Source organism: Desulfocicer niacini (genome assembly GCF_054657595.1).
In genome coordinates this window covers 32,267-45,453 of the sequence record NZ_BAAHYK010000027.1, presented here as the reverse complement: position 1 = coordinate 45,453, position 13,187 = coordinate 32,267, and the positions used below count along the sequence as shown (strand labels likewise).

The following is a 13,187-nucleotide window of genomic DNA, read 5'->3' as shown; positions in this document are numbered from 1 at the left end:
CTCTGAGGCACAAAAGCAACGGTTTTCTTACCGGATATCCGGTGTATTTCAGGCTTAGTCACAACATGGGACACTTTGGGGTGGGGTGAGGTTGTGACCAAACCCTGTAGTTCCATGTTTTAGGTCATGCCGTTGACAAAGCAGTATAAAGAACGGCACGGCAAGCCGGGCCGCCAGAACCAATCACAAAAATTTCCGGAGATATTCAAACCCCGGTGTCAGTTTGCCCTTGTAAACAATCACCGCCTTTTTAATTTCCGGACAAAGTCCGGAACTGTCCAGGGAAGTGTTATAATCAGCTTTCAAAATATTGCCCACAAAGGGTCGGAGCTGATTGCTGAAAAACGTGGAAGAATCATTGGGAATCTCGCAGGGCAGATTATCCACGGCCAGCACCACGATGCCGTCTCCCTTATGTCCATCGGTGACGGAGCGGGTAAGGGGGTCCACCAGATAGGCGGGCATGCCGGAATCGGTGGATTTCACATTGCATTCAATGGAGCCGTGGGTATCGCAGGTGATGTCGGCAATGCCACAAAACCGGGACGCGGGATCTTTTTCATACAGGCGTTTGATATTATCCCAGGTGACAAACCGGGGATATCGTTTCTCCCAGTACACGGCATTGACCAGCACGCTGATGGAGGGCATGTATTGTTCAAATATGCTTTCAAACCGTTCCGGATGGTCATAATATTCCTGCAGTTCAAAGGCTCTGCCCTCTTTATTCTTCACCAGATCTTCTTCTTTAAACACAGACACATAAACGGTTTTGGGATCAAATGCACCCTTTTCCACAAAGGCATTGAGATCACAGGGGGCAATACGCTGGGTGGGGAGGCAATCTAAAATCTGCTGGGCACCGCCCGAGACATTGCCGTATCCCAGTACACCGATGACCATGGGGAGAAGCTTTTCCGGCAATCCCTGCTTTTTGATGGTTTCACCGAGTTTAGAAATATGTTCTTTGGCATCGGCCACCGAAGCGTACTGGTGGGCCGCCCTGCACGCCTTGAAAGGGGTATCAATGCCGTGGTGGTCCCAGTATTCTCCCATCAAATGCAGGATATCAATGGCTCCGGCATCCCCGGCATAGCGTCCAAAATAGATGAGCCTTCGATTTTTATCGTCGGTGATCTTTTCATAATCAATGAGAGTGGCGTTGGCAGCCATAATTTTTTTCAAAAGGGGCATACCCGAGGATTGCCCTTTGATGGTGTGGGAAAAAAAGATGTAGGTTTTGTCATCAAGAATCTTTTCTTCGGGGATTTCCTTTACACCAAAAATCACATCCCCTTGTTCCATGCCTTCACAGGCCTTTGCACCAGCGGCTTCATAGCTGGCTCCGGTGAAAAAACGTTTTTCACTTTTTTCAATGTACGCCTCGGCACCGGTTTCTTCCAGAATTAATTGAAGATCGTCCGGCACGATGGCTGCTCTTTTTTCCCAGATATTTTTATCTTCCGCCCGAATGAGTAATGAGTTCATATTCCTCTCCCTGATACCCGATGATCCGGTTTAAAGTGTTGTTTTGCGCTCAACAAACTTGATGTTAAGGGCTTCAAGCTCCGCCAGCACCGGTTTATATATCTGGGAATGCACCGGAATGCAAACCCCTTTTAGATCAATTTTATCCTCGGCAATGAGACGGGCCGAGATGGCGGCGGGCAGTCCAACGGTTTTTGACATGGAGCTGTCCCCCCCCGGGGTGCCGGTGTCTACAAGGGTGGACATGGTCTTTTCCTGCCTGCCATCGGGATAGCGGGCCACAAACTCATGGTGCTGGAGCAAGAGATCCACCTCTCCGTCGTTATAGGTAAGCTTCTCTTTTAAGATATGGGCAAACATGTCAAATACGGATACCGTTCCCAAATCCAGAAAATCATTGCTGAACATGCCCAGCCACTCCAGTTTTTTCAGGGTCAGGGAGTGCTTGGGAATTTTAAGATAGGCGGCCACATCTGCCTTGACGTCATCTCCATTGCTGTGGATCATATTGGTGATAACCTGACAGGGGGTTGTCTCATGCATGTCAAACTTCATTTTACGATTCATGAGCCCCAGTTTCTTTAAAAACCCCCAAGTCTCACAATATCCAATGTTTCTCAGGGTACCGCGATAAATATTTTTGGCAGTGGGGATATCATAAAGTTTCAGATAAGGAAGCGAATCTCGGTTCACATAGGCTTCAAACACTCCTGATCCGGGAATATCGGTGAGCCAGTAGTGCTCAAACAGCTCGCAGCCGGGCACATCAACCACCACACCGTCATCCAGGTAACGACCGTCATTACCGGCAGCAAGCAGGGCACCCTCGGGGCTCCACGAAAATTTGTAGCCCAGGGGATTGTTGTTGTTGGCCATGGCCGGCAACCCGCCGCAATAGGAATAAAAGGTGGTGACCTCGCCACCGGCGGCCTTGATTTCATCAATGGTTTTCATGGCAGCCATGTGATCGATGCCCGGGTCCACCCCCACTTCGTTAAGAAAAATTAACCCTTTTTCCTTGGCCTCGGCATCCATGGCCTGCATTTCCTCTTTAACATAGGAAGCCGTAACCAGATGCTTTTTATGCTCCAGACAAAGCCCTGCTATTTTGGGATGAAAATTCCAGGGAAGCAGACTTATAACAATATCTGTCCTGGAGACAGCGTCATTTAACTGTGCCGTATCCCGAACATCCATGGCAATGGCGTTTCCCGAAGGATGCCCGTCAATCAGTGTCTCAGCCCTGCTTTGTAATTGATCTGCAAGGACGATTTGAATATCGTCCTGGGCCAGCAAATATCGCACAAGGGGGCGGGCCACAAGGCCTGCGCCCAATACCAGAATCCGTCTCATCATGCCTCCATATTTTATTGTTGCTACCGACGAGACAACACTAATATGCAAAGATCCATGTGTCAACTATTTTTTGGGCTTGATCATAACATGGGCCACATGGGGGTGGGGTCATTCATTTCATGATAATGTGTCGCCCCCAACGGGAAAGCCTGACTGCCCCACCATGTTTCATTAAAAAAAAATACTTGACTATATATTTTTATGTCGATTATAATGTCGACATGAATAAAAAAAATCTTTCCACTGAAATTTACTCACTCCTTCGGTCAAGGATACTCGACTTTAAAATCCTTCCGGGGGTAAAAATATCCGATAAGGATATCGCCACAGAATTGTGCGTCAGCCGAACACCGGTGAGAGAAGCACTGATTCGCCTGACAGGCAACGGCCTGGTCCAGAGTCTTCATAACAAGGGCTTTACGGTGAGAGAATTCTCAACCAAAGAAGTTCAGGATATTTATATCCTTCGTGAAGCCCTTGAACTGTTGGCTGTCAAACTGGCAATACAGAATATGAATCCCCAGAGAGCTCAGCTTCTGGATACCTTGCTTGGCTCTTATCCTGCTTTAATTGAATCAAGAAACCGAAATGAGTTCAATAAAGCCGATGAAAATTTCCACATGCAGATCGCACAATTCAGTGACAATACCCCCCTTATCCATCAATTAACCTGTCTCCATGATCAGCTTGCCATTCTGCGCCGCTATGCACATCTGCTGTCAGAAAGCTGGAGAGGGACCTACGAAGATGAGACCTACCGGCAGCACCAGAAAATTTTTGAATATTTGATCAACAACGAACTTGCAAAGGCAGAAGAAACCATGTCACAGCACATAAAGGCGTCAATGGACAGTGTTGTTAGCGTATTGAAAAAAAACCGGGATGAATAAAATCTTGACGAGATACTGACCTTTTCTATAGGAACTGAGAGCCCATGACTACTCCATCAAATCCGTCTGTTTCAGGCATTCGCCCCGCCATCAATGGGGTAACCGCATACAAGCCAGGCAAATTCATTGAAGAGGTTCAGGCGGAATATGGGCTGAACGAAATCATTAAAATAGCTTCCAACGAAAATCCCTATGGTCCCTACCCCCGAAGCATTGAAAAAATGACGCAGGAAATCGTAAAGCTGAACCAGTATCCGGATTCCAACTTTAAGACACTGCGGGAAACCCTGGGGCAGGTCCACGGGGTATCATCTGACTGTATCTGTGTCTCCCACGGTGCAGAAGGGATGCTGCAGACCATTGGTAAATGCTTTATCCAGGAAGGCGATGAAGTACTTATTCCCTCTGCCACCTACACCCTTTATAAAGAGATTTCCAAGGTAATGGGCGCAACGGTCATTGATGTTCCCATGGCACAAGAAGGTGTGGATCTAACTGCCCTCCAGACACAGGTGGGGCCCAGAACAAAATTAATCTGGATCGCCAATCCCAATAACCCCACCGGCACACTGGTGGATAAAGACGAATTGGAAAAACTGCTGGATATGCTGCCGGAACACACCTGGGTGGTTCTGGATGAGGCATATGCCGAGTTTGCCGATGCCAGCCTGCTCCCCGACCGCGTTTCTCTCATAGAAAAAGGACGGCGCATCATATCTGTTCGCACCTTTTCAAAAGCCTATGGACTGGCTGGCGCCCGCCTGGGTTATGCCATCGCAGACAAGGATGTCGTTACGGTGATCAACACCGTCAGTGAGCCCTTTAATGCCAACCGGGTGGCCATTGCCGGCGCCATTGCCGCCATCAATGAGGACACCGACAATTTCAAGAAGGCAGTTGCGCAAATCAAACAGGATCGCGCACTCACCCAGAAACAACTTCAGGATATGGGGTTGCGGGTTATCCCGTCCCATGCCAATTTTTTCATGTTTGAAACCCCGGTTCCCGCGCAACGGCTTTTCAATGCCCTTTTGAAAAGAGGCATCATTGTACGCCCCTGCGATGCCTGGGGCTATGATTACATGGTAAGGGTAACCATCGGAACCAATAAACAAATGAATCTGTTTATTGATGCACTGTCCAAGGTACTTCAGGCTTTTGAACTTGAAGCAAGCGGCTCCAGGAGCGACTGATGGCAACCATTCACATGCCCTATGATGGCAATGAGCTGAACTTTGATCTTCCGGATCACCAGCTGGGCGAAATCGTGGTGCCCAATGCACAGCTGCCAACTGCTGATATTAAAGAATTGATGGAACGCACACTTTCCCACCCCACAGACAGCCCCCCCCTGGAGGCGCTGGCTAAACCGGGACAGACCGTTGCCGTCATCATTGATGATATTTCCCGGCCCACCCCCACCGCCGAAATATTGCCCCCGATATTAAATCGCCTCCTTGATGCCGGCGTTTTAAAAAAGGACATATATATCGTCATTGCACTGGGTTCCCACCGCCCTCTGACCCCGCAAGAACTCATAATTAAAACCGGTGATGTGATTGCCCATGAATATACCATTATCAACACCTCCTGCCAGGACACCTCAAAAATGCTGTTCATTGGCAAATCAAGCAATGGGATTCCCGCAGAGATAAACCAGATAGTGGTTGATGCAGACCTTCGCATCGGTATCGGTGGCATTGGCCCCCACATGGATACCGGATTCAGCGGCGGCGGTAAAATTCTCCTGCCAGGGGTGTGCAGTGACCGCACCGTTGATGCCTTTCATGCCGCATCGGCAGATGTCCCCGGAAATCAACTGGGAAATCCCGAAGCCCCCACAAGACATCGCATGGAAACCTTTGTCAGAGAACAGATCCCCCTTCATTTCATTGTAAATGCCATTCTTCATCCCCACGGGGGTATCTATCAATGCGTTGCCGGACATTTCATCACCGCCCATAGAAAGGGAGTTGAATATGCAAGACAATTATACGGGGTCGCCGTAAAAAAAAGATATCCCGTTGTGATCGCGAACTCCTACCCCTTTGAAATTGATTTCTGGCAATGTACAAAGGCCTTTTGGGCTGGTGATCTCATGGCCTCCGATAAGGGACTGGTGGTGATGGTCTCTCCCTGTCCCGAAGGAACGGCAACCCACCCTCTATGGGCACGCTACCTTGAATGGGAACCCGATGAACTGGAGAAAATGTTTAAACGTGGTGAAGCATCAGACCGCAATGCCTGTGCCTTTGCCATCATGTTCAACCAATTGAGAAAACGGGTTCGCTTCGGTGTCATTACCCCCACTATCCCGGGAGAGATCATCCAAAAAATGGGACTGCTTCATTTCCAAAGCATTGAACAGGCAATTGAGCTGTCTGTACCCCGGCAAATGACACACACTGTGGCGGTGATAACCCATGGAGGCGTTACGGTGCCCCAGGTAATGGTTTGATACTCAATGTTCACTTGTTTATGTAGATAAAAATGGAACAGGGGCATGCCTGGCCCTGTCAAGCCACAAATAGCCGATGTTGTGGTCAAGTCCAGATATTCGGTTTCCATATAATCACGCTCGAATACGAGCATAAAGCACCTGCACTGTTAATGGTTTAAAGGAGAAACAGCATGAAGACAAGAAGCGTTATTACCGGATTAATTGTTACCCTTTTATTGGTGTTTGCCAGTGGTCAGGCCATTGCGGCGGATGATTTAACCCGCTTTAAAGGAGAAAAGTTGACGGTGACCTGCTGGAGCGGTCCCTATGCGGAGTCCTTCAAAAAGGCCTTTGTCAATCCTTTCATGAAACAAAGCGGTGCCTTAATTATTGTGTCGCCGGGATGGTCTGAATTCATGTCAAAGATCAAGGCATCGCCGGAAGACAAACCGCCCTACGACGTTTTCATGGCAGATGGCTGGAACTACAGTGCCGCCATGAACATCAATCGCCTGCAACCCATCAGAAAAGAAAACATTCCCAACGCCGCCCATATTTATGAAGAACTGCTCAACCGTGAACCCTGGCAGAAAGGATACGGTGTCCCCCTGGACGGCAGCGCCTACCTGCCGGTCTACGCCAAGGACAAACTTGATTTCACCCCCACCTCATGGACGGATCTTTTACGAGACGAACTGAAACAAAAATTAAGCCTTGATGCAACCTTTTATTATGGTCTTTATGCGGCTGCCTATATTTCGGATCTCATGCCCGGTGCCCAAGAGCTGTACACCGAGGAAGGTCTGAACCACGTTTTTAAAATCAGTGCACAACTGGCACGAAATACCAAGAAATTCTACAAAGGCGGCGCTGAGTTTCTCTCCCTTCTCAACACGGGTGAAGCCCTGATGGGTGCCTACTATGTGGGTGGAACCGTATCTGAAATGCGAAAGGGGGCAAACATCGACATGGTGCTTCCCACGGAAGGCTCCATCTCATGGATCGGTTACCTGACCATCATGAAAGGGTGTAAAAACGTGGATCTGGCAGAAGCGTTCATCAATTTCTGCATGGATCCTGTAAACCAGTCGGAATATCTCAAGTATGCCGGCAACTGGGTTTCAAGTTCCAAGGCGATCATCCCCGATGATGTAAAAGCCATTATGCCTGATTCCAATGATGCCTTCAAAAAGATCACCTTTTTTGACTGGGAATTTCTTAATTCCAGATGGAGTGAGCTCTCAGAACGATGGAAAAAAGAAGTTTTAAGCCAGAACGCCCAGTAATTTAGAAATCGCCCACGCTCCTGCGTGGGCTTAAATCATGACAGGGACTTGACGCCAACATGAGCTGCGGCTCAAATGGATCAAATCCAATGAACGCATACCAACCTTGTTGACTCATAAAAAGGTACGCTGAAATGTATGACGTAGAGCTTGTTGATCTGAATAAAAAATATCGCAATGTAATTGCAGTTGAGGATGTCTCCCTGGAAATAAAAAAGGGAGAATTTCTATTCTTACTCGGGCCCAGCGGATGTGGAAAAACAACCACCCTGAGGATGATCGGCGGGATGGAGGAACCCACCTCCGGTACCATTCGCATCCAGGGAAAAGATGTAAGCAATGTTCCCCCCGAAAAAAGAGATACCTCAACGGTATTCCAGAACTGGGCATTATTTCCCCATAAAACCATCAGTGAAAATGTGGCATTTGGACTTGTCCTGAGAAAGGTTCCCAAAGCCACCATAACTGAAGAGGTTAAAAAGTATCTTGCAATGGTGGGCCTTGATGGCTTTGGTGACAGATATCCCAATCAACTCAGCGGTGGTCAGAAACAACGCGTGGCCCTGGCCCGGGCATTAATCGTTAATCCTGCCGTACTGCTGCTGGATGAACCCTTAAGTGCTCTGGATCTTAAATTACGCCACCAAATGCGTTTTGAAATCAAAAGAATTCAAAAAAATCTCAAAGTCACCACCATTTTCGTTACCCACGACCAGACCGAAGCCCTTGCCATGGCTGATCGCATCGTCATTATGAACAAAGGACGCATCGAACAAATCGGCACCCCCACCGATGTCTACTTCAATCCCAAAACCAAATTTGTCTCCGACTTCATCGGAGAGATGAATTTCATGCCGGGAAAATTAATAAAAAAAGCGAATACAACTGCAACCGTTGCACTTTCCAACACCTGCTACATGGACATTCCCTGTGCGGATACTTCACGGTTGACCCAGGATGTTATTGTGGGCATCCGCCCCGAAAAACTTTTTGTTAAAACTGACCCGACCCCTTCAAACGGCGGCATCATGCTACCGGTGACAATGGAAGAGGTGACCTTTCTGGGGCAGCTCTTGAGATTTCATGTAAGCTTTGAGGGAAAAATGATGATCGTTGACGATTTTGGTGGCATCAACCGGGCACTTCGTTACCAAAAACTTGAAAGCGCCTACATTGAAATCAACCCCAAGGATTGTCTTCTCATACCAGAACAAGGTGATGTCCTGTAAACAGACCGGAGAAAACAATGGAAAGTGCCATCAAAAAAAACAGTCTGCTGGAAAAAATGCATGAGATATATCGTAAAAATAAATTTTTCATAATGTTCCTACCGGCAGTTGCAATAGTTTTGTTCTTCTTTTTTATCCCCATCCTTTCTCTACTTCGCATAAGTTTTTATTCATATGTGGAGATGGGCGTTTTTAAACCCGGTATCGGCCTGGGAAATTATATTAAATTTCTCACCGATCCCTTTTACCTGCAGGTTATCTGGTACACAATAAAAATCGCCCTTGCGGTCACTATGCTTTGTTTAATTCTCGGTTATCCCGTGGCTTATTACATTTCATGCATGACAGGAAAGTGGAAAATGTTTCTTCTGCTTCTCCTGATCATCCCCCTGTGGACCAATCTCATTGTCCGCATCTACGGATGGTTTGTCATCCTTGGCAGTCAGGGACTTTTAAATTCAATTTTGTTATCACTCAATCTAATTGAAAAACCCCTGTCCATTGTCTTTTCAACCACCGCTGTTGTAATCGGACTGCTGGACAATGTCTTCCCATGGATTTTGCTCATCATGATCAGCGTAATGGAAGGGATTGAATGGCCCCTCCTTGAAGCCGCCAGGGATCTGGGTGCCGGCAGAATCAAAACATTTTATGAAATCACCTTTAAACTGAGCCTACCAGGGGTAGCCGTGGCGGGCCTGTTTGCCTTTGTGTGGTCCGTGGGTGAGTATGCCGTACCCTCCCTTTTGGGTTCCTCTTCCCAACGGACCATCTCCATTGAAATTGCGGACCAGATGCTGAGCATGTTGAACTGGCCCTTTGGTGCCGCCATGGCCTTTGTCCTTTTTGCCATAAGTGTCTCTGTTTTATTAATCAACAACTGGCTTTCCAGCCGTTCCAATATCACACGATGATGCCATTGGCATGGGGAGAGTAACTCAAATGAAAAAAAAGTTTGATATACCGACAATCTGTCTATTCTTTATAACAATGATGGTTCTGGGTTTCATCCTGACTCCCATCTGGATCACCGTGGCTGTTTCCTTTAACCAGGGCAATTACATTGTTTTTCCCCCGAACGGTTTTTCCATCCGGTGGTATCTGGAATTTTTCAATGATTATACATGGATGATGGCATTTGAAAACAGTCTGCTGGTGGCTGCTGCAACCATGGTCATATCAACCACCGCAGGCGTCCTCTCCGCCCTGGGATACATGCGGAAAAAATTCCCGGGTCGGAACCTTATCAACCTCGTCATCATGATGCCCTTTCTGGTCCCAGGAATCATAATTGGCATATGCCTACTCATCTTCCTGCACAAGATACACCTAAGCGGCACCTATGCCGCAGTGGTGATCGGGCATTGCCTCTGGGGAATCCCCACAGTGTTTTTACTGGTACAGGCGGTACTGTCTGGATATGACTTCACCATTGAAGATGCGGCAAGAGATCTTGGCGCAGGCCCCATTAAAACCTTTTTCACCATCACACTGCCCTGCATACGAACCGGTGTGTTCACGGCCATGATTTTTTCTTTCATCACCTCCTTTGGAGAATTCAACATAGCCCTTTTTGTCACGGATCCCACCACCACCACCATGCCGGTGCAAATATGGAACTCACTAAAATATGAGGTGACACCCATCGTTGCAGCCGTCTCCACGGTGATGATCTTTTTTACCCTGGTGGGAATTGGTGCCGGAGCTAAATTCATCGGTGTGAATAAAATCACCCAGATGTAAGGATACTTTTCCATGGCCTATGCCTATAAAGATGAATTAATTGAAATCGTCGGTTCCAAGAATTTCAGTGATGACCCGGCGGATCTTCTGACCTATGCCTACGATGCAACCGAAACCCGCTATCTACCCGATGCTGTGGTGATCCCCAGCACCGTAAAGCAGATCTCCCGGCTGATGAAATTTGCCGCCCGATTCAAGGTACCGGTCATTCCCCGGGGAGCAGGCACCGGTTATACCGGCGGTGCACTGGCCTGTTCAGGCGGTATTGTACTTTTAATGGACAGATTCGACCGGATTCTGGAAATTGACACAGGGAACATGTATGCCGTTGTGGAACCCGGCGTTATCACGGCAACCCTCCACAAGGCTGTGGAAGCAAAAGGGTTGTTCTACCCCCCGGATCCCGCCAGCATGAACGCGTGCACCATAGGTGGCAATATTGCAGAAAATGCCGGTGGTATGCGGGCCGTTAAATATGGTGTTACCCGCAATTATATCATGGAACTTGAGGTGGTACTGCCCACAGGGGAAGTAATCCACACCGGCTCCAAATGCATCAAAGATGTGGTGGGGTATGACCTGACCGGTTTTTTTGTGGGATCCGAAGGCACGCTGGGCATTATCACCCGGGCCGTTTTAAAACTGATTCCCCTTCCGGAAAGTCGGAAAACCATGGCAGCCGCCTTTCCAAGCATCCACCTGGCGGCAAAAACCGTGGTGGACATCATTGCAAGCCGAATAGTCCCCACCACCCTGGAATTTATGGACCATCATTGCATTCAAGCGGTGGACAACTACCTGAATGTGGGTCTTTCCAAGGATGCCCAGGCATTTTTGCTCATTGAAGTGGATGGATTTGACTCGGAATTAAACACGGCCATGGAAAAACTGGCAATCATTTGCAAAAAAAATAATGCCATGGATATCCGGGTGGCCCGCAACGAAAATGAACGTCAAAATCTATGGAAAATCCGCAGATCCATATCCGCGGCCCTGAGCCACCTTCCCATACGGGGGGATGGCGAAGACCTGGTTGTCCCCAGAACCCGCATACCCGATATCATCGAAAAAATGGATGAAATCTGCCAACGTTATGGACTGTTTGCCGTCAATTTCGGCCATGCCGGTGATGGAAACCTTCATGTAAGTCTGGTGGAAAAAAACGGCACCGTTGCAATGGACATGGTGGAGGCTGCCAGCATTGAGATTCTCAAGGAAACAGTAAAAATGGAAGGCCGCATCGCAGCTGAACACGGCATTGGTCTTGTAAAAAAGAATAAAATAGGTCTGAACATTGATCCACCCACCCTTGATCTCATGCGGCTCCTTAAGAAAACAATGGACCCCGATAATATTCTCAATCCAGGAAAAATTTTTTCCTTCGATCCGGGGCCGGATCAGCCCCCCTCCCACAAAACTGTGAGCTTTAATGAACAAGAACACCCAAAAAAATAAACTGCCCGGAATATCTCATCTGGAAAAAATCACATCGGAATTGGAAAAATGCGCCCGATGTGGAGAATGTCGAGCCGTTTGCCCGATCTTTGATTCTCTTAAATGGGAAAAATTTTCCGCCCGGGGAAAAGTGGCCTTAACCCGGGCCGTTCTCCAGGGGGAGATGGGATCAAACACGTCCTATTCAGAGGTGATTAACAATTGCCTTCTCTGCCTTGCCTGTGTGGAGAACTGTGGAAGTGGTGTGCGGCTGGATCGTATCATTCTGGCCGCCAGAAATCAGCAAAGACAGGAAAAGGGACTACCCCTTGTCAAGAAACTGGCCCACCAAATGCTTCTTCAAGGGCATGAAATCATGGACTTATTTGCCCTTGGCGGCTCTTTTTCACAATATCTGCTGTTTAAACGAATTCCCCGGGAAAGTGGGCTCAAACGTCGCTTTCCTTTACCATTGGTGTCAAGAGATCGATATATCCCGGCCTTGGTCCATCATTCTTTTCGCAATACAATACCCGAAAAAAATCCTGCACGGAAAACGCGCCAAACTGCGGTTTTTTTCACCGGATGTCTCATTAATTATGTTTACCCCAACATCGGAGAATCCATTGTAAAGGTTCTGAACCGGTTTCAAACGGATGTAATCATTCCCCGCCGTCAAAATTGCTGCGGTGCCCCTGCTGAAGTAGGTGGGGACCTGGAAACCGCAAGGGAACTTGCCCGGAAAAACATTCTTACCTTATATAACTATCCCCATGACATAGTCACCGCCTGTGCCTCCGGGGGATATATGCTGAAAAAAATTTATCCGGGACTATTTGACAAAAGCTCCCCCCTTTATTCCAAAGCCCTTGCTGTGGCCCATAAAACATATGATATCAGCGAATATCTTGTGAAAAAAATCGGCTTGCACCAGATTCAGCAACACCTGAAACAAACCCCCAGGCTACTGGTCACCTATCACGATCCCTGTCACCTCATCAGGGGACAGGAAGTTTCAGCCGAACCCCGCCGCTTGTTGCAAACCGTTTTCGGCAACGATTTTGTTGAAATGGCCGACGCTGACCGCTGTTGCGGTTCTGGGGGAACTTACGGGCTGACTCACCCTGAAACCTCCCTGACCATTTTACATAAAAAAACCAAAAATATCCTGGATTCATCAGCCCAGGTGGTGGCCACAGCTTGCCCGGGATGCATGATTCAAATTAAGGATGGGCTGGCAAGACAGGAAAACGACATGGAAGTTTATCATATTTTAGAATTGATTTCCCATCGTCTTTCAAATGAACATCAAAAATAACAA

General features: G+C 47.9%; 11 protein-coding genes. 9 read left to right on the top strand and 2 right to left on the bottom strand.

The annotated features are described in order from the left end of the window. Window positions 1-183: 183 nt before the first annotated feature. The gene (locus ACYQ2M_RS15255) at window positions 184-1,488 is read right to left on the bottom strand and encodes a bifunctional lysine ketoglutarate reductase /saccharopine dehydrogenase family protein (RefSeq protein ID WP_459917223.1); all 1,305 of its coding nucleotides are present in this window, start codon (window positions 1,486-1,488) and stop codon (window positions 184-186) included. Between the two features lie 30 nt (window positions 1,489-1,518). Continuing rightward, complete coding sequence (locus ACYQ2M_RS15250) at window positions 1,519-2,844, bottom strand: saccharopine dehydrogenase C-terminal domain-containing protein (protein ID WP_459917222.1); 1,326 nt, start codon at window positions 2,842-2,844, stop codon at window positions 1,519-1,521. A gap of 221 nt (window positions 2,845-3,065) precedes the next feature. Between ACYQ2M_RS15250 and ACYQ2M_RS15245 the strand changes: the two genes are divergently transcribed. The 9 genes from ACYQ2M_RS15245 (at window position 3,066) to ACYQ2M_RS15205 (ending at window position 13,184) form a co-directional block, all read left to right on the top strand. Next, window positions 3,066-3,734 carry a GntR family transcriptional regulator gene (locus ACYQ2M_RS15245; RefSeq protein ID WP_459917221.1) on the top strand — a complete coding sequence of 223 codons (669 nt, stop codon included), beginning with the start codon at window positions 3,066-3,068 and terminating at the stop codon, window positions 3,732-3,734. Between the two features lie 44 nt (window positions 3,735-3,778). Further along, a complete protein-coding gene (gene hisC / locus ACYQ2M_RS15240) occupies window positions 3,779-4,927 on the top strand; it encodes a histidinol-phosphate transaminase (protein WP_459917220.1) in 1,149 nt (382 codons plus the stop codon). Next, window positions 4,927-6,192, top strand: coding sequence for a nickel-dependent lactate racemase family protein (locus tag ACYQ2M_RS15235; RefSeq protein ID WP_459917219.1), 1,266 nt, complete (start codon window positions 4,927-4,929; stop codon window positions 6,190-6,192). The genes hisC and ACYQ2M_RS15235 overlap by 1 nt, the downstream gene beginning before the upstream one ends. 173 nt (window positions 6,193-6,365) lie before the next feature. Continuing rightward, window positions 6,366-7,460, top strand: a complete 1,095-nt coding sequence (locus ACYQ2M_RS15230) for an ABC transporter substrate-binding protein (RefSeq protein ID WP_459917218.1) — start codon at window positions 6,366-6,368, stop codon at window positions 7,458-7,460. 134 nt (window positions 7,461-7,594) lie between these two features. Next, window positions 7,595-8,689 carry an ABC transporter ATP-binding protein gene (locus ACYQ2M_RS15225; RefSeq protein WP_459917217.1) on the top strand — a complete coding sequence of 365 codons (1,095 nt, stop codon included), beginning with the start codon at window positions 7,595-7,597 and terminating at the stop codon, window positions 8,687-8,689. Between the two features lie 17 nt (window positions 8,690-8,706). Next, window positions 8,707-9,603 carry an ABC transporter permease gene (locus tag ACYQ2M_RS15220; protein WP_459917216.1) on the top strand — a complete coding sequence of 299 codons (897 nt, stop codon included), beginning with the start codon at window positions 8,707-8,709 and terminating at the stop codon, window positions 9,601-9,603. A gap of 28 nt (window positions 9,604-9,631) precedes the next feature. Next, on the top strand, window positions 9,632-10,432 hold the full coding sequence (locus tag ACYQ2M_RS15215; RefSeq protein WP_459917215.1) for an ABC transporter permease: 801 nt from the start codon (window positions 9,632-9,634) through the stop codon (window positions 10,430-10,432). 12 nt (window positions 10,433-10,444) lie between these two features. Further along, window positions 10,445-11,887, top strand: a complete 1,443-nt coding sequence (locus ACYQ2M_RS15210; protein ID WP_459917214.1) for an FAD-binding oxidoreductase — start codon at window positions 10,445-10,447, stop codon at window positions 11,885-11,887. Then, window positions 11,862-13,184, top strand: coding sequence for a (Fe-S)-binding protein (locus ACYQ2M_RS15205; RefSeq protein WP_459917213.1), 1,323 nt, complete (start codon window positions 11,862-11,864; stop codon window positions 13,182-13,184). Before ACYQ2M_RS15210 ends, ACYQ2M_RS15205 begins: the two co-directional genes overlap by 26 nt. Window positions 13,185-13,187: the final 3 nt, after the last annotated feature.